Below are 20,739 nucleotides of genomic sequence, written 5' to 3'. Positions count from 1 at the left end.
ATGGGACTCACCACCGATTCCGCCTCCGCGCCACCCGGCGCGGCCTCCCCGGGCACCGGCCCGGGGGCCCCGCCCGCCCCGGACGACCCGGCCTCGCTCATGGTCGTCCCCGCCCGCCACTACGCCCGCTGGGTTGCAGCCGTGGCCGTGATCGTGCTGGTCGCCCAGTTCGTGCACGGTCTGGCCACCAACCCGGTGTGGGAGTGGGGTGTCTTCAGCGACTACGTGCTGTCCGAGACGATCGTCCAGGCGGTGTGGGTGACCCTCCAGCTCACCGCGTACGCCACCGTGCTGGGCTTCCTCCTCGGCACCGTGCTGGCGTTCATGCGGCTGTCGCGCAGCCCGGTGCTGCAGACCGTCGCCTGGACCTACATCTGGATCTTCCGGTCCATCCCGATGATCGTCCAGCTGGTGTTCTGGTTCAACCTCAGTGCCTTGTATGAGGAGTTGGGCGTCGGTGTCCCCTTCGGCCCGGTGTTCTGGTCCGTCGACAGCAACAGCCTGATCGGCACCATCGGCGCCGCCATCATCGGGCTGACGCTGCACCAGGCCGCCTATGCCGCCGAGATCGTCCGCGGCGGCGTCATCGCCGTCGACCACGGACAGCTGGAGGCCGCCGCGGCGCTGGGCGTTCCCCGGCTGCGGCAGATCCGCCGGATCGTGCTGCCGCAGGCCATGCGTGCCATCCTGCCCACGGCCGGCAACGAGATCATCGGCCTGCTCAAGGGCACCTCGGTGGTCTACGTCATGTCGATCGGCGAGCTGTTCTACCAGGTGCAGGTGATCTACGGCCGCAACGGCCGGGTGATCCCGCTGCTGCTGGTCGCCACCGCCTGGTACGTGGTCCTCACCTCCCTGCTGTCGGTCGCCCAGTACTACGTGGAGCGGCACTTCGCCCGAGGCGCCAACCGCACGCCGCCGCCCACCCCGATCCAGCGCGCCCGGCGCTTCGTACGCAATCTGCGGGCGGCGGCCGCCCAGCGCAACCAGCCCGTCCTACCTCTGAAGCCCTTGGGAGACAGCCGATGATCGACGTGACGGTGGCCGTCACGGACGGGAAGCCGACGGCCGACGACGTGGTGGTGGACGTCCGCGGCGTCCACAAGAGCTTCGGCCCGCTGGAAGTGCTGCGCGGTGTCGACCTCCAGGTCCGCGCCGGTGAGGTCACCGTGATCCTCGGCCCCTCCGGCCGCCCCTGCCCCCGCCCCGGTACGTACCTCGGTGACTGACGACTGGTACGACACCACGGCCGAGACCATCGCGGCGGCCGGTGCGCCGACTCAGATCACCAACAGCCGGACGTGGGCCATCAGTTGGCTCGCCGCAGCGCGGGCCACCCGGCAGGTGCCCGCCGGTGTCGACCGCGGTGACTTCCAAGACGCCGCACTGGCCTCCGCGGTCCACCACGCTCTGGTCACTCTGGCACCTGACCGCACCGAGCAGTTGGACGCCGCGCTGCACCAGACCCTGGGCGGGATTCCGGATGGTTCCGCCGAGGACCGGGGCGTGGCGGCCGGCGAGCGCCAGGCCGAGCTCGTCCTGGAATCGCGAGAGGGCGACGGCCTTGACCCCGCATCGGTGAACGCCCCCTTCCCGGTGCCGGAGCCCGCCCCCGGCGTCTGGCAGCCGACGCCACCCACCTATGCCCCGGCCGCCCAGTACGGCAACCGGCTCGCGCGGCCGTTCCTGCTGGAGAGCGCCGGCCAATTCCGCCTCGGCCGCCGCCCGCGCTGGACTCCCAGCGCTACCGGTCAGACTTGGCCGAGGTGCGTGGGTACGGTGCGCTGGACGGCGAGAAGCGCACGGTGCACCAGACGGAGACCGCCAATTTCTGGCTCGGCTCCTCGCTGACCCTCTACACCGAACCGCTGAGGGTCGCGCTGGCCCGGTCGCCGAAGCCCACCGAGGAGCGCGCCAAGCTCGTGGCGCTGTTGCACATCGCGCTGGTCGACACGCAGATCGCAACCTCCGACAGCAAGTACGCGTATCTGCGGTGGCGTCCTGTCACCGCGATCCGGGCCGGTGACATCGACCCGGACCCCGCCTGGACGCCACTGCACACCACGCCGGCATACCCGGACTACCCGAGCGGCCACAACACCTACTCCGGTGCGGCGGAAGAAGTGCTCACCGCCCTCGCCGGAGAGCACACCGCTCCCTTCGATCTCACCAGCCCCACTGCGCCGGGTGTGACACGTACCTACACCAGCTGGCACCAGCTCACGGCCGAGAACGTCGACGCGCGGATCTTCTCGGGCATCCACACCCGCTCCGCCGACGAGGCCGGAGTCACGCTCGGCAAGCATGTGGCCGAGCACGCCCTGCGCAGTTCCGGGCGGCTTTTCCGCCCACTCTGAGCGCTGCCCACGAACCTCGCCCGGGTGCCCAGGGCTGGGTCGGCTCCGGCCTCAAGGCCGCGCGGTGGATGGCGAGCTTCGCGTCGCAGTCGGCGATCACCACGCGGGCGGCTGTCGCGGCAGCGGACTCGACCTGGGGCTCGGCGGCCATCCCGTCGATGGTGTCGTCCAGGCGGTGTGGCAGGAACACCGTCGCCGGCCAGTCGTCGAGCGTCGGGGTGATCCAGCGAACGGTACGCGGCCCGGTACGCGTCTAGCCTCGCAGCGGTGTCGCTGCGGCGGCTTGGGCTGCACCGGGCAACGGACCTGGACGGCGGGTTCCAGGCATGACGGTGGGCCGGCCTGCCCGTGGAGCCGCCCACAGCTCGCTGACATACAGGCGCCGGCGGCGCCGGGAGGCCCGCGCCCCGGCGCCGGAGCTGATGGGCTGCGCCGCAGCCGCACGGCGGCGGATCAGGTCGTCCTGACAGGGATCCCAGGCGTTCTGGTCAGCGCGGACGACAGCGAGGAAAGGCCGTCGTCGGCTATGTGTGGCTTTCGCCGCCACGGCCCATTCAGACCGTCCCGGGGCGCGGGGCCGCACGGCCCCCGCGCCCCCACTTCCCCGTGCCCGGGTGCTGGCAGGACTGCCGGCAGGTGGTGGCACGCACCCATGGCCGGGTGGTCCTGACCGCAATCTCGGGCTGAACGGCTGTACCATCCGCTTCAGCCTTGAGCGCCGTCCGTCGCGTCTGCCGCCACTCGGAAGCCGATGTTGCCCGTGGAGCTGTCCGGGGTGTTGGAGCTGCGCGCCGCCACCCGGTAGCGGTTGCAGTACGAGTCATGGCACAGATACGACCCGCCGCGCATGACCCGGGAGGTGCCGGTCGGTGGGCCCGTGGGGTTTGTGCGCGGGCCGGAGTGGTGGAAGCTCACGCTGAACCAGTCGGAGCACCACTCCCAGACGTTGCCGACGGTGTTGTACAGGCCGTAGGCGTTGGGGCGGTACGACTTCACCGGGACGGTCCCGAGGCGGCCGGTATGGGTGCTGGGGAAGACCCCCTCGTAGGTGTTGAGCATCTGCCGTCCGTCCGGGGCGAGTTCGTGGCCCCAGGGGTAGCGGGCCTGTTTCAGGCCGCCGCGGGCGGCGTACTCCCACTCGGCCTCGGTGGGGAGCCGGGTGCCTGACCACTCGCAGTACGCTTGCGCGTCGTTCCAGGAAATATGGACGACAGGGTGGTTCTGCCGGGAGGCGATGGAGGAACCGGGGCCTTCGGGGCGCTTCCAGGTGGCGCCGGACACCGCGCGCCACCAGGGCACCTCCGGCACCGACTGCGAGGCGTCGGCGAGGTCGTCCGGCAGCAGGCCGTGGAAGGCGAAGGAGAATCCGAAGCGCTCGGCTTCGGTGATGTAGCCGGTGGCCTTGACGAAGGTGGCGAATTGGGCGTTGGTCACCGTGGTCGGCGCGATCCGGAAGGGGGCGACCTCGACCTCGCGGATCGGGCCCTCGCCGTCGGCCGGGAAGCCGTCCGCGTCCTCGGTGCCCATCAGGAAGCGCCCGCCGGGCAGGTCGATCAGCTGTCGGGCTGCTCGGTGTGCGGGCGCGGTCTTCGGGGGCGCCGCGAGCTCGAGCCCGACGGCCGTGGCCGAACCGTGGCCGGGTGTGCAGCAGGACGACATGGCGTCTCCAGGAGTCGATGGGCCCGTTCGGGCACCGGCAGCCGCCGCTGCCGGTGCCCGAACGGAAGGTGGGGCTGTGCCTAGCTGGTGCGGTCGGCGGCGAGCTGGGTGGCCAGGGCCGGGATGCCCAGAGCCTGCTCGTCCGCCGGGGTCGCCTGGTAGAGCTTGTTGGTGAGCTGGTACGGGTCGTTCACCAGGTCGTAGTACTCCCGGAAGGTCTTCTGCCCGGTGCCGGACACCTTGCCGGTGGCGTCGGTGTACAGGTCGTAGTACTCGACGTACTGCTTGTTCTTGGCGACGTAGGACGCCCACGAGTCCTTGACGCCCGCGCTGCCCTGCTTCCACCACTCGACCAGGATGTGGTCACGGTTGAAGGAGCCGAGCAGCGACTTGCCGTCCACCGAGTGGGTCGGGGTGATCCCGGCAGCGGCCAGGATGGTCGGCGCGATGTCGATGTTGGCGACGATGCGGTTGTCGGTGGTCCCGGCGCCCAGGCCGCCGGCCGGCCAGGACAGGTAGAACGGCACCTCATGGGCCGGGGAGTAGGGCGTCCCCTTGCCGAGGAGGCCGTGATCGGCCCACTGGAAGCCGTTGTCGCCGATGTAGATGACCAGGGTGTTGTTCAGCTGCCCCAGGGCCGCGAGCTTGTCTTTGAACGCCTGCACCGCGTCGTCGACCGACAGCAGGGTGCGCAGCTGCCGCTGACGCACCGCCTTGCCGTCGGCCAGGGTGTTGGTCGCGTTCTGTACGTAGGTCGGCTTGTCGCTGCGGTCGTTCTCGGGGACGGAGGGGCGGCCGTTCCAATTCGGCACGACCGTGTCGGCGTACTGGGCGGCGGGCGTGTTGGGCTCGTGCGAGGCGTACGGGGTGACGTACGCGAACCACGGGCGTGTGTCGGTGGCGGCCTTGTCCAGGAAGTTCAGCGTCCTGTTCTTGATGATGTTGGTGGTGTAGCCGTTGATCGTCTGGACCGTGCCGTTGACGTTCCACTGCGCGTCGACGTAGCCCGGCTGGAGCAGCGCGAACTCCTCGAAGTGCGGCGGGTTGTCGGACAGTGTCCAGGAGTTGAGGTATTTCCCGAACAGGCCGGTGCGGTAGCCCGCTTGCTTCAGGTAGCGCTGCACCGTGGTGCTCTGGTCCAGGCTGTACGAGGCTCCGTTGTTGCGCACGCCGTGGTTGTGGGCGTAGCGGCCGGAGAAGACCGACGACCGCGAGGGTGCGCACAGCGGGGTGGTGATGTGACCGTTGGTGAAGGTCACGCCTCGTCCGCCGAGCCAGTTGATGGTCTTCTGGAGCGCCCAGTCGGTCTGCTTGGGGTTGTCGTCGGTGACGATCAGAAGGACGTTCGGGCGGGTGGCGGCCGATGCCGGTCCGCCGGCCGCCAGTTGTGCGACCGCGGGGACGGCGACCGCCGCGGCAGCCGCGGCCGTACCGGCGAGAAAGCCGCGTCTGCTGACCTGCGGCTGCTCTTTCTCACTCATTCGGTTTTCCTCTTCTTTATGGGCACGGTGAATTCCGGTCGCCGGGCTCATGAAAAAATGGCGTGCGGAAATTCCCGGGCGCGGTATGCGGGTATGGGGTGAATGCGCCGAGAAGAAGCGGGACGGAGAAGACCGTGGCCGAGCCGCGGCGAATGAGTGCGGCTGGTGGGGATGCCCGGATGTCCCGGTGGCGATATGACGTGGATTTCACGGGCTCAGCAGCCAGGATCTTCACTGCTGCCATGTCGGTGAGAGTAGGGGTGAGGGCAGGTCGGAGCAATGGCCCCTCTAGTGAAATCTCAGATTCCGGTCCTTTGTTGCTGCCATGTTGCTGGTTGGTGCAGATCTGTAGGTGATTTGGGTGGAAGGGGGGAGGCATCGCGACTTCTCACCCTGACCAGCTACTCCACAGATGGCTCGGTGAGAGGACGGTGACATTGGACTGCGAAGCCGCAGCCATCAAAACCGATCAACGATTCGTCATCAATGGATGTCAGCCTGCGGCCATGCGGCCGGTTATGGACATCGCCGCACTGCGCAGCCTCGTCGCCGTCGCCGTCGCCGTCGCCGTCGCCGTCGCCGGCTACGGCGGCCTTGGCCGGGCCGCCGGGGTGCTCGCGCTCAGCCAGTCCGCGGTCAGTCAGCACGTACGACGCCTCGAGTAGTCCCTGGGACTTCCCGTCGTCGAACGTTACGGCCGCTAGACCCGGTTCACGTCCACGGCGTCCAACTGCTGGAGGAGGCGCGCCGAGCCCTCACCGAGTCGGCCGCCCGTCGCACCTCGGCCACCGTGGTTGCCGAGGCCGGATACCTGGCAGGCGTCCTGGACGCGGCCCGTGGCGGGCTCGGCTCCCCGCTGCTCGCCGTCCCCAGCGGGCGGAAACCAGACGGGCTCACCTTGCGCAGGGATCTCCCTGCGGTTCCGCCGGTCTGGCTCAGTGCCCTGGCGCGACGGGGCTCCGATCCCTCCCTGACCGGGGCCGCCGTCGAGGCCGTGCGCGCCCTGCTCGCCTCCTGAGAGGCGGACCGGGCGGCATGACGCCCTGCTCCCATCATGTGAGACACCGGGCGAAGGTGAGAAGGCCCTCTTGACGACGCTTGAAGGTCGCCTGACACTCCAGAGCAGAGATCCCTAGTGGACAGGTAGGAAATGATGGAGCGTCTGGAGTCGGCCGCCGACCGCGCCGTGCGCGCGGGGCGGTCGTCTCTCCTCCTGACGTCCCGCCGCCACATCGATCTCCTGCGTGTCTGCAGCGCGGCGAGCCCTCGGCGCTGAACCGGCGGTGCCCCATCGGCACCGCATTCCCGCCGCGTAGGGGTACGCGCCGACGCCGCCGCGTCCATCACCCTACGTGCGCCGCCCGCCATACCTCTGAGAACCAGAAGCCGGACCCGGCCCCAGGGAGACACATGCCCGCCGCACCCCTGACCACCACGCCGTCCCTCCGCTCCCTGCCCTCGTTCCGGGGCAGGATCGGCTGTGACGTGAGCAGCGGCTACTACACCGTGTCGCGCCGCTACCGCCTCCACCTCGCGCTGTCCTGCCCCCACTGTCTGCGGATCGCCATTACACACAGCCTGCTGGGTCTGGAAGAGACCCTCCCGGTGGTGCTGCTGCCGGCCGTGCCCGACAGGCCCGACGGCGGACACTCCGCTCTGCGCCCGTTGTACGAGGCCAGTTCGCACCGGCATCCCGGACCAGCCGCCGCACCGGTGCTGAGCGACGACTGGACGGGACGGATCGTCAGCACGCACACCCCGGACATCCTCCGGGACCTGGCCCGGCACTTCGGCGGTGACGGCCCCGACCGGCCCGTGCTGTACCCGCCCGGCGCGGAGGCGGAGATCGAGGCCGTCGAACGCCTCTGCGAGGACCGCATCAACGAAGCCGCACAGCAGGCCGGACGGGCCGACGCCGACGCCACGGCGCGTCGGACCGCCCTCGGTTCCCTGCTCCGCGTCCTCGGCTCACTGGAGTGGCGGCTCGCCCACCAGGACTTCATCCTGGGCGACGAAATGACCGCCGCCGACGTGCAGCTGTGGGTGACCCTGGTTCAGCTCGACACCGTGCACCGACATCACCTGGACGCCGCCGCCGTGCACCGCATCGCCGACCATCCGCACCTGTGGGCCTACGCACGACGACTGGCCGCCCACCCAGCCTTCGGCCGACGCCTCGACCTGGACGGCATCGCCCGCAGGCACCATGCCCATTGCCAAGGGCTGGAGGCCGCGGGGGCGGCCGTGCAGATCCTGGACTGGGCGGTTCACATCAAGGACGGGTCCGCTCAGCCCTCCCAGGAGGGTCCGGACGGTTTCATGGAACCGCAATACGCTCTCCATATTCGTCCGTCCAGCTCCGCCTAACCTGCGACGACATGGGGCCTGCCGTCGGAGCATGGCAGGCCCCATTCCGAGCAGGACAAACAGCCGGAAGAGCGGAGTTGACGGTCTTGCCCCTCCCGCGGGCTCGTCCCGGCTGCCGAGACTCTCGTCGCGCGCGGCTGCGTCCGCCTGTACTCCCGACCCCACATCGATCTGCAACGGGTGGCCAGCGCCCTCTGTCGTTCACGACCTGTTCCCCGCCGGCGAGCCCTCTGCACGAGGGCTGGTGATCACATACGGTCGACCAGGAAGGCACCCTTTCGTGTCCGCATCTCCCCCTCTTCACCTTGCCGTGGCGCTGGACGGCACCGGCTGGCACCCGGCTGCATGGCGCGAGCCGGGCGCCCGGCCCCACGGCCTGTGCACCGCCGGCTACTGGGCCGACCTCGTGAAGGAGGCCGAACGCGGCCTGCTCGACTTCGTGACGTTCGAGGACGCACTCGGGCTGCAGTCCTCGCACCTCACGGACCCGGACGGGCGAACCGACCAGGTGCGGGGCCGGCTGGACGCGGTGCTGGTCGCCGCACGGGTCGCACCGCTGACCCGGCACATCGGGCAAGCCGCCGATCACGGACCTGATGGGCGAGGTGACGAGCGGAGACGACGCCTACTACGGAAACATCAGTATGCAGATCGATGTCGCCGCTGATCTGCTCGGCTATGACCCCGCCAATCTGACGGGTTATCAGCGGAGCGAGATCAAGGCATCGCTGCAGGACAACGTCCAGAACGTCTTCCTGGCGGCAAGGTATCTGTCCACGGCCCGGGATCAGATCCTTCCGGGCAAGACGGCGTCCGAATTCACGGACGCGGACATCCAGAATGTCGGCGCCTTCTATCAGGGCGGTCCTGACTACTACGCCACCAATCCCAGTTCACGGGGCTACGGTGGCCGCATAGTCGGGTGGCAGCCGATGCTGCGCGACCTCCTGGGGTAGGATCCGCCGCCGGCGTGGTGCGCCCGGGTTCGCCCTGGGCGCACCATGCCGGATCTCGAACGAACGAAAGGACCGGCAAGTGGTTTTCCCCGAAACTCGAGGGGGCCTGCGGCTCAGGGCTGTGGTTGCCGCGGTTCTGTACCTTGCCGCATTGTTCTGGTTGGCCATGAGCCTTCCGTTCATGGGTGATGAGGTCGGGCCCACGAGTGACCCCGACGACATCGCCGGGGCCAATTTCATCCTCTTGTTCTCCGCCTTCTTTCTGCTGGCCGCCGCCGTGGTGTCCCGCAGATGGAAGGCTGCCTGGGTGGTCTCCCTGACGTTTCTGGTGGTGCTCGTCATTGTCTGGACGCAAGTCCCTTCCCTGATCGAGCACTGGGATTACGAAGGTCCGCGCCGGTTCTGAACAGGGGCAGGTCTCGCGCTCTGCACACGTGATGGACATGCGGGTACTCGTGGACGTGGTGGTGATCGCGTTGGTCGTATCGGCCCTGGCGATGCCCCGCGTGTCCTGGCCCGCCGCCCCGATCCGTTCGGGGTGGCGGGCCGCCGCGTCTTCTCGCCGGCCGTGTGGCCGGCGCTGGTGACGGGCCTGGTCTACGTCAACCAGGTGCTGTTCACCGTGTACGTGCTGCGCGTGCACGACGGGGACCCGTCGTTCGTCGCCCGGTATCTGCCCGCCGGTTGGTTCGACCTGCCATCGGTGAATCCGCCCTGCGGCACCTGGCCGAGCTGTTCCCCGAGGCACCGCGTGGTGTGTCATGGTGACGTCATGCGGTTGCCTACCCCCGCTGCTGGGCCGGGGTACAGGCCGACCTCGACGCCCACCGCGCCTCGGCGTCGGCCGGACTGTCATCGACACCCCGTCGAGCGCGGTCAAGTACAGCCCGCCCGGGCAGCCCGTCATCGTCTCGGCGAGCGCCCTGGCCGACCGCCTGGGACTACGGGTCGTCGACCGCGGCCCCGGCGTCCCCGACGAGGCCAAGGACCGCATATTCGGCGCCTTCCAGCGCTACGGCGACGCCCCGCGCGGCGCGGGCGTCGGTCTCGGTCTGGCGGTGGCGCGGGGCTGAAGGTTTACGGCAGGGCAAGGACGGCACCGGCTACGGTGTCGGGGGATCGCTCAGGATTCTTGACGCTCAAATGACGCTCGACCCGAAGGACTGGCCCCACCCGCATGGTTCTGATTACAGAGGTGATGGTTAAGACCGACCGGCAAATGGATCACTTGAGGCGTCGGGTGGTGGGGCGGCCGTCCCAGCGGTAGCGGTTCGTTGCTCGGCGGATGAGCATGCGGAGGGTGACGAGTGTGGCGGCGAGGTAGAGGTAGAAGTCCACGACGCTCCCGCTCTTCTCCGTGCAACGCCGGAGCTTGCCGTAGTCGTTCATCCACGAGTGCGTGCGCTCCACCACCCAGCGTTTGCCGGCCTGGATCGGGGCCGGTATGCCTTTGCGGGCGATCTCGGCCGTGAACCCCAACTGCGCTATTGGCACGCGGGACTTCGCACTGTCGTAACCGCGGTCGAGGTTGACGTTGACGGCCTCCGGCAGCGCGCCGACCTGCTCCTTCGCGGCTTCCAGGGTCGGCCCGAGCAGGGGTGAGTCGTGCCGGTTGGCACCGTCGGAGACGATCCCGAGCGGAACACCGCAGGCATCGGAGGCGACCGAGCGTTTCAACCCCTGCTCTCGGATATCCCCAGTTCAGCCCACTGTTTGACGCGGCGTCGGATCGTCCGGTCGGAGCATCCGGGACTGGAGATGCGCTCATAGCCGGAGCCGTGGACCAGCGCGAGCACGATGTGCTCGAAGACGGTGCGGTCCGGAACCCGTCGCGGGTGACAGCCCAGCGGATGGCTCTCGGCGTACCTGCCCCGCGTGGGCAGCAGAGCGGCGAACTGGTCCCACAAGGGCTCCAGAAGGCATGATGGGACCGCAGGCACGAGCCCTCCGAGTGATCACTGAGCGTCAAGAACTCCATGATCACTCCGGCTCGTGCCTGCCTTGCGTTCGGGGCCGCCCGCACAGCCCTCGCCCCACCATTTGCCGGACGCTCTAAGGCAGAAAACCCGCTTGCTCTGCCTGGCTGTCAGATCAAGGCTGCACGGCAGGAAGGTCTTTGTCAGCGTTTCGCACAGGACGCGAGCTGGTGCCTGCGGGGGATGCGGCTACGGAGACGCGGTCGCGGATCGCCGCGTGGCAGGGGGAGAGAGCCCGTACCTGCCCACGGCGCGACAGGGTACAGGCCCCGGCGAAGTGCGTAGTCGGCCCCGATCCGCTCCCAGTCATTGCCGGCTGAGTCGTTGTTTCCGGCGCCATGACCGCCTCGACGTGAGCGAACCGTGCTGTCAGCGCATGGCGATAGGCTCACCAGGGCATTCGGGGTGACGAGCGGCGAGGGAGGCCGACGCAGTGGCAGCAGCGGGAGGGGACCCGAGGCTGCTCCGCTGCCGCCGTGCTCAAGGAGCCGGTGCGCATCCTCTGGTGCGACCGGTGACGTCCTCGTTCCGTTCGGGTGTGGCCCCGGCCTTCCCGGCCGGCCGACGGACCGCGGCCGGATTCGGCAGCGGCCTGAATACGCCGACCGCGCCCGCGCGAAACCCGCGTACGGGACAATGACCGACGATGACCGCCACCGCCACCGCCACCGCCACCGCCACCGCCACCGCCACCGAGCCCCGGCCCGACGGGTACAGTCCCTTCGCCCACCTCACCGCCCCGAACATGCTGCTCTACCGCCAGGTGATGCGGCTCTTCGTCGGCGCCAAGGAGCGGTTCGCCGTCCATCTGCGGCCCGAGGACGTGCACGCCGCGCTGCCCGCCGACGCGCGTCCGGCCGAGCCGGACGCCGTGGTCAAGGCCCTGGACAGTCTGGTCCACTGGGGGAACCTGCGGGCCGACCCCGACACCGCCCGCGTCACCGCCGTCGAGGACTTCTACCGCAAGCGGTTCATCTACCAGCTCACTCGTGCAGGGGAAGCGGCCGAGGAGGCCCTCGCCGGATACGACGAGGCGCTCGGGCGGCGCGGCGCACTCCAGGCCGTCGCGCTGCACGACATCGTGACCCAGCTGCGTGCCCTCCTCGTGCTCTCCGCCGACGAGCGGCCCGACCCCGCCAAGACGCATCTCGCGCTCGACGCGCTGGCCAGCCGCTTCGGCGCCCTTGCCGACAACGCCCGCGCGTTCATGGGCTCGCTGCAGCGCACCATCGACCTGCACGAGGTGGAGGAGGACGTCTTCCTCGCCTACAAGGACCGGCTCATCCAGTACCTGGAGCGGTTCATCCAAGACCTGATCACCCTCGGCGGGCGTATTGCCCAGCTCATCCTGGAACTGGAGCAGGGCGGCCGCATCGAGATCCTGCTGCGGGCTGCCGCCGGACGGGAGGCCGCCGACGCCGCGCCCGAGGAGGCCGGGCACGCCGAGCAGGAGGCGTACGAACGCTGGGCCAGCCGCTGGGACGGGCTCGGGGCGTGGTTCATAAGCCGGGACGGGCGCGAGTCGCAGGCCCGGCTGCTGCGCGGCCGGGCGCTCGGGGCGATCCCCCAACTGCTCGCCGTCGTCAGGGCGCTGGGCGAGCGCCGGGCCGGGCGCTCCGACCGGTCCGCGGACTTCCGGACGCTCGCCCGCTGGTTCGCCGAGGCCCCCGACGACGACGCCCGCCACCGGCTGTGGCGTACCGCCTTCGGACTCCACCCCGCGCGCCATCTCACCGTCGACGCCGACACCCTCGCCGCCCGTGCGGCCCGGCCGGTGCCCGCCGCCACGCCCTGGGCCGCCGCCGAGCCGCTGCACATCAGCCCCCAGCTGCGCCGCACCGGCAGCTACGAGCGGCGCGGCAAGCCACGCAAGGTCGAGGACCGGCAGGAGCGCCGCCGGCATCTCGCCGAAGTCGCCGCCAAACAGGCCGCCGAGACCGCGGCGGCCCGCGCCCGGCTCGTCACCGGCGGGACCACGCGGCTCTCCGAGCTCGGCGAACTCGACCCGATGGCCTTCGGGCTCTTCCTCCAGCTGCTCGGCGACGCCCTGGCCACCTGGCGGCCCGGCATGCGGCACACGGTGGCCACCAGCAATGACGGCTCCATGGAGATCCGGCTCAGCGCCCTCGCCGACGGCGGCACCGCGCAGATCCGTACCCCTTCCGGGACTTTCCGCGGCCCCGACCACCTCATCGAGATCGTCGATCTGACGGACGGAGACCGCGACCGATGACGGAGAGGAGGGTCCACCCGTGACCACCCCGCTCGCCGAGGTGCTCGACGGACAGCATGCCGCCGACCTGCGCAAGGCCGCCCGTGCGTTGCTGAAGCAGCCGCTCCTGCTCGCGCGCGGCCGCTACGCCGACGAGTTCCGCCTCGTCCGCCGCCACGCCTCCGAACTGCGGGAGTGGTTCGACCGCAACACCGGCTGGTCCCTGCAGGTGGACGCCGAGGCCGCCCGGCTGCGCAAGATCCCCGGCGTCCCCACCGACCCCACTCACCCCGCCCGCGAGGCCACCCGAGCCGCTTCCCCCTTCACCCGCCGCCGCTACGTCCTGCTCTGCCTCGCTCTCGCGGCCCTCGAACGCTCGGAGGCCCAGATCGCCCTCGGCCGCCTCGCCGACCAGATCGTCCTCGACGCAGCCGACCCCCAACTGGTCGGCGTCGGCGTCGAGTTCACCCTGGACCGGCGTGACGAGCGCCTCGACCTCGCTGCCGTCGTACGGTTCCTGCTGAGCCAGGGCGTACTGCGCCGGGTCGCGGGAGACGAGGAGGCGTACGTCAGCGGCGCCGGAGACGTCCTGTACGACGTCGAGCGGCGGGTGCTGGCCGGGCTGCTCGCCCCCCGGCGTGGCCCCTCCACCGTGCACGCCGAGTCCTTCGACGACCGGTTGCGCGAACTCGTCGCCGAGACAGCCCTGGACAGCGACGAACTGCGCTTCCGAGCCCTGCGATGGCACCTGACCCGCCGCCTTCTGGACGACCCCGTGCTGTACTACGACGAACTGACCGACGCCGAACTGGGCTACCTCACCCGCCAGCGCGGCTTCCTCACCGCCCGTATCGCCGAGTTGACCGGTCTGGTCCCTGAGGTCCGCGCCGAGGGCATCGCCATGGTCGACCCCGACGACGACCTCACCGACGTCCGTATGCCCGAACAGGGCACCAACGGGCACATCACGCTGCTGCTCGCCGAGCACCTGGCCGCCGCCACCGGCTCGGTCACCACCGAGCGACTGGCCCAGCGGGTACGCGAACTCGCCGATGAGCACGCCGGCTTCTGGGCCAAGTCCGCGCGTGAACCGGGCATGGAGGGCGAACTCGTCGAGCAGGCCGTGGCGCGGCTCGCTGCTCTCGGGCTCGTCTCCCGCACGGCAAATGGGGTGGCACCCCGCCCGGCCCTCTCCCGATACGCGGTCGGCGAGGCCGTCGTCATCGAAGCCCGTACCCCCGGCACCACGCGGATGCCCGCGCAGCGAAAGGCCAGCCAGCCGTGACCGACCTCCCCGCCCCCCAGCGTTCCCGCTGGCAGCCCCTGCGCATCGGCCTCGTCGACCTCTTCCACTACGACGTGGAGGAGTTCCACTTCCGGGACGGCCGACTGCTGCTGCGCGGCAACAACGGCACCGGCAAGTCCAAAGTGCTCGCCCTGACCCTGCCGTTCCTCCTCGACGGAGACCTCGCCTCACGTCGCGTCGAACCGGACGGCGATCCCGGAAAGCGGATGGAGTGGAACCTGCTCCTCGGCGGCGAACACCCGCACCCCGAACGCCTCGGCTACACCTGGATCGAGTTCGGCCGACGCGACGGGGCCGGCGGAGAGCAGCATTTCCGTACGCTGCTGTGCGGACTGAAGGCAGTCAGCGGACGTGGCATCGCCCGCCACTGGTACGCGGTCACCGGCCAGCGCGTCGACCACCGCCCGGGAGCCGCCACGGCCGGGTCTCTCAGCCTCGTCGACGCCACCGGCACCGCACTCTCCAGGGACCGTCTCGCCGAGACGGTCACCGGGCACGGCATGGTGTACGACCAGGCCAGGACCTACCGCAGGGCCGTGGACGAGGCACTGTTCGGGCTCGGCGAGCAGCGGTACGGGGCCCTCGTCGACCTGCTCATCCAGCTCCGTCAGCCCCAGCTGTCCAAACGCCCCAACGAGGCCGCCCTCTCCCGCGCCCTCACCGAAGCCCTGCCACCCATGGACCAGGCGGTCATCGCCGACGTGGCCGAGGCGTTCCGCTCGCTGGACGAAGAGAAGGAGGTACTGGCCGCCGCCTCCGCCGCCGAGCGGGCCGCCTCCGCCTTCCTCGACCACTACCGCCGCTACGCCAGGATCGCCACCCGCCGCCGGGCCCGCCTGCCGCGCGTCGAGCACTCACGCTACGAGCACCTGCAGCGGGATCTCGCCGAGGCGCAGGCCGAGCTCACGCAGGCCGAGGAGGAACGGGAGGCGGCCGAGCGGCACCTCGACGCGATCGACGAGACCGAGGTGCGCCTACGCGCCCAGGACGCCGCGCTGCGCGAGGGCCCCGAGATGCGCGATGCCCGGGAGTTGGAGCGGGCGGCCCAGGCGGTCGAGCGCACAGCCCACGCCCTGAACCAGGCCAGGGGCGACCGCGACCGGGCCGCGCACGACCACACGAAGGCGCTGGGGCGGCTCGGCACCACCGAGAACCGGCTGCGTACCGCCGAACACCTGGCCGAGGACACCTACCGCCGTGCGCGGGAGGACGCCGCTGCCGCCCGGATCGACCTTCCCCACGACGACCGGCTGCCCGAGCCCGAACTGCGCCGTGCAGCCCAGGAGTCGGTGGAACGCCGGAGCCGCGCCCTCGCGCACGTGGAGAGCCTGGCCGAAGCGGCCGAGCGAGCGGCCGCCGTACGCCGGGGCGAAGCCGTACGCCTCGACGAGGCCGACACAGAGCTCGATCAGGCGACCGGGACACAGCTGCGGGCGGTGGAGGCCGCGGCCGTCGCCGGCCTGGCACTCATCGACGACGTACGGAACCGCGCCCGGGCCTGGACCGAACTTGCCTACCCCGACCCGGTCGGCCTGCTGGACGAACTCCAGGAGTGGACCGGACACCTCCACGGACCCTACCCGGCCCGCGTGCACGCGGCTCGCGCCCACAGCGCCGCCTCGGCACGCCTGGCCGACCAAGCCGCCGAAGCCGCACGCCTCCGGTCGGAGCTGGCCGCCCGCACCGCTCGCGTACGCGAGGAGCTGACCGTCCTGGAGGAGGGCGGGCGCCGGGCGCCCCAACCCCCGCCCACCCGCACCCCGGGGCTGCGCGAGCGGCTGCCCGGGGCCACGCTATGGCGCCTGGTGGACTTCCACGACGGGCTCCCGGAACCGCAGCAGGCCGGTCTGGAAGCAGCCCTGCAAGCCTCGGGGCTGCTGGACGCGTGGGTGCTGCCCGACGGTCACGTTCTCGCTGCCGACGGGCACGACATCCTGCTCGCCCCGGCAACCGGACCGGTTGAGGGGCCCTCGCTCGCCCTGCTGCTCCGTCCCGCCCCGGACCCCGACGACGTACAAGCTGCGGCGGTGGGCGAGCAGACGGTCGACCGGCTGCTCGCCGCCGTCGGCGTCGGCACGGACAGCCCGGCGGGGACCTGGGTGACGGAGGACGGCCGCTTCCGGGCAGGCGCGCTCACCGGCCGCTGGGCCAAGCCCGCCGCCGAGTACATCGGCGAGGGTGCCCGGGAAGCTGCGCGCCGAGCCCGGATCGCCGAGCTGCGCACCGAACTCGCCGCGCTCCAGGAGGAGTCGGAGGCTGTCGCGGCTCGGGCGGAGGCCGTCGCCGCCCGCCGCCGAACCCTCGACGCCGAGCTGGCCGACGTACCGGATGACGGCCCGCTCACCCGGGCACATGTCGAGGCCACCACCGCCGCCGAGACCGTGCGCCGGGCCCGCGACCGCCGCGCCGAGCGGGCTGCGGCCCTCGCTGTGGCCACCGAACGCGCGGAGCGGTCCGCCATCGAGCTCGCCGAGAGCGCCGCAGACCTCGGCCTGCCCGCCGACCGGCCCGGGCTGACTGCTGTACGCCAGGCCCTCGGCTCCCTTGTGACCGTCCTGGCATCCCTGTGGCCGGCCCTGCGGGAGCGAGGAGAGGCGTCCCGCCAGGTCGAGGAGGAGCGAACCGAGGCCGGACAGGCGGCCGAGCGGGTGGCTGAGCTGTCGCTCCGTGCGGAGGAGGCCGAGCGGGAGGCGGTCGGCGCGGACGAGCGCCACACCACTTTGCGATCCACGGTCGGCGCCGCCGTCGCCGACCTCGAGCGACGTCTCGTGGAAACCGCCAAGACGCTCGCCGCCTGCGACGCGGACCGAGGGCTCGCCCGGGGGCGCCACACAGAGGCGGAGAAGGCGGCAAGCCGCGCCGAAGGACGGATCGAACAGCTGGAGAAGGACCTCAAGGACGCCGCCGCGGCACGAGCCGAGGCCATCGCGGCCCTCCAGCGCTTCACCGCCACCGGCCTGATCGCGGTCTCCCTGCCGGACCTCGCCGTGCCCGCCGTGGACGACGGCCCCTGGGCGGCCACCCCCGCCATCGCACTCGCCCGCGCCATCGAGGCCGGGCTGTCGACGGCCGACGACTCCGACGGCGCCTGGGAGCGCGTCCAGCGGCGGCTCAGCGAGGAGCTCAAGACCCTCCAGGACACCCTGTCCCGGCACGGGCACAGCGCCTCCGCGCGCATGGTGGAGGACGGCATGGTCGTCGACATCGTCTACCAGGGCCGCGAGCGGGCCGTCCCGGAACTCGCAGAGGCGTTGGCCGCCGAGGTCGCCGAACTCACCCGCATCCTCTCCGCGCGCGAACGCGAGCTCCTCGAAACCCACCTGATCACCGAGGTCGCGGGCACCCTCCAGGAGCTGATCGGCGCTGCGGAGCGCCAGGTGCGGGACATGAACGCCGAGCTTGAGGACCGTCCCACCTCCACCGGCATGAAGCTGCGCCTGGTGTGGCGGGCCTCCCGCAAGGCACCGCCCGGTCTCGCCCAGGCCCGGGAGCGGCTGCGCCAGTCGGCGGACGCCTGGACCCCCGAGGACCGCGCGGCCGTGGGCGAGTTCCTCCAGGCGCAGATCGCCCGCCAGCAGACCGACGACACCTCCGGAAGCTGGCTCGAACACCTCACCGCCGCACTCGACTACCGCTCCTGGCACGAGTTCGGCGTCGAGCGGCACCAGCACGGCCGCTGGATCCCCGCCACCGGGCCGGCGTCGGGCGGCGAACGCGTCCTCGCCGTCTCCGTACCCCTCTTCGCCGCCGCCTCCTCGCACTACGCCAGCGCGGGCAGTCCCCACGCGCCGCGTCTCGTCACCCTCGACGAGGCGTTCGCCGGGGTGGACGACGACTCGCGCGCCAAGTGCCTGGGCCTGCTGCACGCCTTCGACCTCGACGTGGTGATGACCAGCGAACGCGAATGGGCCTGCTATCCGCAGGTGCCCGGGATCGCCATTGCCCAGCTGTCGCGGATCGACGAGGTCGCGGCGGTGCTCGTCACCCGCTGGGAGTGGGACGGCAGCCGCAGGACCCGGGGCGAGGACCCGGTTCGCCCCGGGTCCTCCGTGCCCGGACCGCGCGCAGAGGCCACGGCCGGGCGGGACCAACGGTGGATCTGACACCTGCCACCGCACCCGTCGACGAGCTGAGGCTGCGCCGTCTCCTCGGCGACCCCGGCCTCGCCTGGCTGGTCGAGCGCGCGCGACGCCGCCTGGAGCGCGGGCAGCCGCTCACCGGCCCCGTCTCCCTCGGCACGCCGACAGAGGACCAGCGGGCGTCCGCCGAGCGCCTGCTGGGTCGCTCCCCGGGGCGGGGGCGTTCCCTGACGGTCCGGCTCGACGTGGTGGACGCGGTTCTGCGCCGTTCCGGCATCAGCCGCGACGGCCTGGGTGCAGCCGTGATCGTGCTCACCGGGCCGGTCGTGCCGCTCGGCCCGGCGCGCGAGGCCGAGGAGCGGGCGTGGCGAGAGACGTACGCCGTGATCGACGCCCTCGCCGACCGGGATCCGGCCCTCGCCGCCTGGGCCGACCGGCTCCGCGGCGACGGACTGGTACGGCGCCTCGCCGGGACCCCAGCCGCAGCTCGTGAGCTGCTGGAGCGGGTGGCCATGGCTCTGTCCGCGCTCCCCGTGGGCGAGCCGGAGTCCCTTCCCGCCTTCGCGGCCCGCGCTTTGGGCGACGCCCACGCTCTGGACGACGGAAGCCCGCTCGCCACGCTCACCTTGTCTGGTGTCCGGGCACTGACCGGTTTTTCGGACGGCACTGGAGGCGAGTGGCGCCGGCAGGCATGGGCGTCAGCGGGCCTGCTCCGCGACGAGCTGTCCTCGACCGTCCTCACCCTGAACCTCCGCGGCACACCCGCGTTGGACTGGATGGCGGATCAGGGCGAGCCGGCGGTATTGACCTTGCGACAGTTGTCCCGGTGTCCGCCCGCCGCCTCCGTGCCGATGCTCCGGCTGTGCGAGAACCCCGCCGTGCTCGCGGCTGCGGCCGACACACACGGCCTGCGGTCCGCGCCGCTCGTGTGCCTCCAGGGTCAGCCGTCCGCTGCTGCCCTTGTCCTCCTTCGCCACCTTCACGAACGCGGAACAACGCTCCACTATCACGGGGACTTCGACTGGGGTGGGCTGCGCATCGCCTCCGTGCTGCTGCGCCACGTCCCCTGGCGCCCCTGGCGCTTCACCGCCTCCGACTACCGTGACGCGGTGCGCGCGGGTATCGCCGGTCCGCCCCTTACCGGCCGGCCGACCGAGGCGCCCTGGGACCCGGAGCTGTCCCCGGCTCTCGGGGAACTAGGCGTACGTGTCGAGGAGGAGACGATCCTCGACACATTGCTGTCCGACCTCTCATAATCGCGCGGTGTGCTGAGGAGGTGGAGGACACGACCGCATCAGCCGGTGTCCCCGGCGCAGCGTGGGCGCTGAGGCAGCCTGCAGAAATGTCGCAATCCTGGAACCGGCCGCGAAGGGCTCCTGACCTGCGGTTTTGTGCGTGCGCGGCCGAGACGATCATCTCGCCCGAGTGCGAGGGCCGGGTGCTCGTCGAGCTGCTGCAGAACGCGCACGACGCCCACCCGGCGCGCAGCGCTGACGGGCGCATCGAGATCCTTTTCGACGAGGACGAGGACGAGGACGAGGACGAGGGAGAGCACGGCACTCTCTATGTGGCCAACGGCGGCAAACCGTTCGGCGGCAGGGACTTCAATGCACTCTGCAGCATCGCCCTGTCCAGCAAGCGTGCCGATTCCGGGACCGGTCACAAGGGCGTCGGCTTCAAGAGCGTGTTGCACCTGTGTGACGCCCCCGAGGTCTACAGCGTGGCACGGGAGGGGTCCCGGATCCTCGACGGGTTCACCTTCCGTTTCGCCCGGCTCGACGACTTCGACGCGCTCGCCCGGGAGGTGGCGCCCGAACGCACCGGTTTCGGGGCCCACTTGAGGGAGAACCTGCTCACGCTGAAGGTGCCGGTCTTCCTGGAGGACGCCCCGCGGCCGCCCAGCGCCTCGCGCGCCGGGGCTTCGTCACCGTCGTAAGCCTGCCGCTGAAGTCGGCCGACGCGCGCTCGGCCGCCAGGGGCGCAGCTGCGGGAGCTCATGGATGACACGGCCCCGTTCGAACTGTTCCTGGACCGCCTGGAACGTGTGCGGCTGGAGTGGCGGGCGACGGGGGAGACCCGGCGCAGGACGTACGACCGTCAGGTGGAGGTGCCGCACCACTCCGGCGGCCTGAAGGTGCAGGTCACGCCGCGCCGGCGGATTCGGCTGATCGTCGTGTGCGGGAAGGCAGACGGGGACCGGGCCCGGGACGCGATCGCCGCGTCGATGGAGAAGAGCGGGATGCGGCGCGACTGGGCGGCCTGGGAGAAGAAGCCTGAGGTACGCGTGGCCGTCCCGGCCGGCGATCCCCTGGGGGCCGGGCGGCTCTACACCTTCCTGCCGACGGG

General features: G+C 71.1%; 16 protein-coding genes and 5 pseudogenes. 18 read left to right on the top strand and 3 right to left on the bottom strand.

Translation table 11 applies throughout. The annotated features are described in order from the left end of the window. The 5 genes and pseudogenes from ACFV9O_RS28345 to ACFV9O_RS28325 form a co-directional block, all read left to right on the top strand. Nucleotides 1–1,029 (top strand): amino acid ABC transporter permease, encoded by a 1,029-nt coding sequence (locus ACFV9O_RS28345; RefSeq protein ID WP_385422636.1) that lies wholly within the window; start codon nucleotides 1–3, stop codon nucleotides 1,027–1,029. Beyond that, nucleotides 1,026–1,229 (top strand): hypothetical protein, encoded by a 204-nt coding sequence (locus tag ACFV9O_RS28340; RefSeq protein ID WP_385422672.1) that lies wholly within the window; start codon nucleotides 1,026–1,028, stop codon nucleotides 1,227–1,229. The genes ACFV9O_RS28345 and ACFV9O_RS28340 overlap by 4 nt, the downstream gene beginning before the upstream one ends. Next, nucleotides 1,222–1,851, top strand: a complete 630-nt coding sequence (locus tag ACFV9O_RS28335) for a hypothetical protein (protein ID WP_385422634.1) — start codon at nucleotides 1,222–1,224, stop codon at nucleotides 1,849–1,851. Before ACFV9O_RS28340 ends, ACFV9O_RS28335 begins: the two co-directional genes overlap by 8 nt. Beyond that, a complete protein-coding gene (locus ACFV9O_RS28330) occupies nucleotides 1,806–2,357 on the top strand; it encodes a vanadium-dependent haloperoxidase (protein WP_385422632.1) in 552 nt (183 codons plus the stop codon). The genes ACFV9O_RS28335 and ACFV9O_RS28330 overlap by 46 nt, the downstream gene beginning before the upstream one ends. 246 nt (nucleotides 2,358–2,603) lie before the next feature. Further along, nucleotides 2,604–2,687, top strand: a pseudogene (locus ACFV9O_RS28325) (sulfurtransferase); the annotation flags it as partial. A 375-nt stretch (nucleotides 2,688–3,062) separates the two neighbouring features. On the opposite strand, the gene ACFV9O_RS28320 reads toward ACFV9O_RS28325, so the two are convergent. Both ACFV9O_RS28320 and ACFV9O_RS28315 read right to left on the bottom strand, forming a co-directional pair. After that, nucleotides 3,063–4,016 (bottom strand): formylglycine-generating enzyme family protein, encoded by a 954-nt coding sequence (locus ACFV9O_RS28320; protein WP_385422630.1) that lies wholly within the window; start codon nucleotides 4,014–4,016, stop codon nucleotides 3,063–3,065. 80 nt (nucleotides 4,017–4,096) lie between these two features. Next, complete coding sequence (locus ACFV9O_RS28315; RefSeq protein WP_385422628.1) at nucleotides 4,097–5,497, bottom strand: sulfatase; 1,401 nt, start codon at nucleotides 5,495–5,497, stop codon at nucleotides 4,097–4,099. Between the two features lie 506 nt (nucleotides 5,498–6,003). Here ACFV9O_RS28315 and ACFV9O_RS28310 point away from each other — a divergent pair. From ACFV9O_RS28310 to ACFV9O_RS28275, 8 genes and pseudogenes are all read left to right on the top strand, one after another. Next, complete coding sequence (locus ACFV9O_RS28310) at nucleotides 6,004–6,162, top strand: LysR family transcriptional regulator (RefSeq protein ID WP_385422626.1); 159 nt, start codon at nucleotides 6,004–6,006, stop codon at nucleotides 6,160–6,162. Nucleotides 6,163–6,287: 125 nt separating this feature from the next. Then, nucleotides 6,288–6,515, top strand: coding sequence for a hypothetical protein (locus ACFV9O_RS28305; protein WP_385422624.1), 228 nt, complete (start codon nucleotides 6,288–6,290; stop codon nucleotides 6,513–6,515). A gap of 392 nt (nucleotides 6,516–6,907) precedes the next feature. Continuing rightward, nucleotides 6,908–7,864, top strand: coding sequence for a glutathione S-transferase C-terminal domain-containing protein (locus ACFV9O_RS28300; protein ID WP_385422622.1), 957 nt, complete (start codon nucleotides 6,908–6,910; stop codon nucleotides 7,862–7,864). 141 nt (nucleotides 7,865–8,005) lie between these two features. Continuing rightward, a pseudogene (locus tag ACFV9O_RS28295) lies at nucleotides 8,006–8,062 on the top strand (putative leader peptide); the annotation flags it as partial. A gap of 82 nt (nucleotides 8,063–8,144) precedes the next feature. Next, nucleotides 8,145–8,438 (top strand): annotated as a pseudogene (locus ACFV9O_RS28290) (FMNH2-dependent monooxygenase); the annotation flags it as partial. A 70-nt stretch (nucleotides 8,439–8,508) separates the two neighbouring features. Continuing rightward, nucleotides 8,509–8,820: a hypothetical protein gene (locus ACFV9O_RS28285; protein WP_385422620.1), complete on the top strand. Its 312-nt coding sequence runs from the start codon at nucleotides 8,509–8,511 to the stop codon at nucleotides 8,818–8,820. Between the two features lie 79 nt (nucleotides 8,821–8,899). Beyond that, nucleotides 8,900–9,226 (top strand): hypothetical protein, encoded by a 327-nt coding sequence (locus ACFV9O_RS28280; RefSeq protein WP_385422618.1) that lies wholly within the window; start codon nucleotides 8,900–8,902, stop codon nucleotides 9,224–9,226. Between the two features lie 463 nt (nucleotides 9,227–9,689). Continuing rightward, nucleotides 9,690–9,890 (top strand): annotated as a pseudogene (locus tag ACFV9O_RS28275) (sensor histidine kinase); the annotation flags it as partial. A 154-nt stretch (nucleotides 9,891–10,044) separates the two neighbouring features. Here ACFV9O_RS28275 and ACFV9O_RS28270 read toward each other — a convergent pair. Then, nucleotides 10,045–10,760 (bottom strand): annotated as a pseudogene (locus ACFV9O_RS28270) (transposase). 682 nt (nucleotides 10,761–11,442) lie between these two features. On the opposite strand from ACFV9O_RS28270, the gene ACFV9O_RS28265 reads away from it, so the two are divergent. From ACFV9O_RS28265 to ACFV9O_RS28245, 5 genes are all read left to right on the top strand, one after another. After that, a complete protein-coding gene (locus ACFV9O_RS28265) occupies nucleotides 11,443–13,029 on the top strand; it encodes a TIGR02677 family protein (RefSeq protein ID WP_385422616.1) in 1,587 nt (528 codons plus the stop codon). Nucleotides 13,030–13,048: 19 nt separating this feature from the next. Then, nucleotides 13,049–14,293 carry a TIGR02678 family protein gene (locus ACFV9O_RS28260; protein WP_385422614.1) on the top strand — a complete coding sequence of 415 codons (1,245 nt, stop codon included), beginning with the start codon at nucleotides 13,049–13,051 and terminating at the stop codon, nucleotides 14,291–14,293. Continuing rightward, nucleotides 14,290–18,417 (top strand): TIGR02680 family protein, encoded by a 4,128-nt coding sequence (locus ACFV9O_RS28255; RefSeq protein ID WP_385422612.1) that lies wholly within the window; start codon nucleotides 14,290–14,292, stop codon nucleotides 18,415–18,417. The genes ACFV9O_RS28260 and ACFV9O_RS28255 overlap by 4 nt, the downstream gene beginning before the upstream one ends. Continuing rightward, complete coding sequence (locus ACFV9O_RS28250; RefSeq protein ID WP_385422610.1) at nucleotides 18,408–19,649, top strand: TIGR02679 family protein; 1,242 nt, start codon at nucleotides 18,408–18,410, stop codon at nucleotides 19,647–19,649. The genes ACFV9O_RS28255 and ACFV9O_RS28250 overlap by 10 nt, the downstream gene beginning before the upstream one ends. An 86-nt stretch (nucleotides 19,650–19,735) precedes the next feature. Next, nucleotides 19,736–20,329: a sacsin N-terminal ATP-binding-like domain-containing protein gene (locus ACFV9O_RS28245; protein ID WP_385422608.1), complete on the top strand. Its 594-nt coding sequence runs from the start codon at nucleotides 19,736–19,738 to the stop codon at nucleotides 20,327–20,329. Nucleotides 20,330–20,739: the final 410 nt, after the last annotated feature.

Source organism: Streptomyces sp. NPDC059909 (assembly GCF_042730885.1).
Classification (GTDB): domain Bacteria; phylum Actinomycetota; class Actinomycetes; order Streptomycetales; family Streptomycetaceae; genus Streptomyces.
Note: the sequence above shows the minus strand (reverse complement) of the source record. Positions and strands in the feature narration are given on the sequence as shown.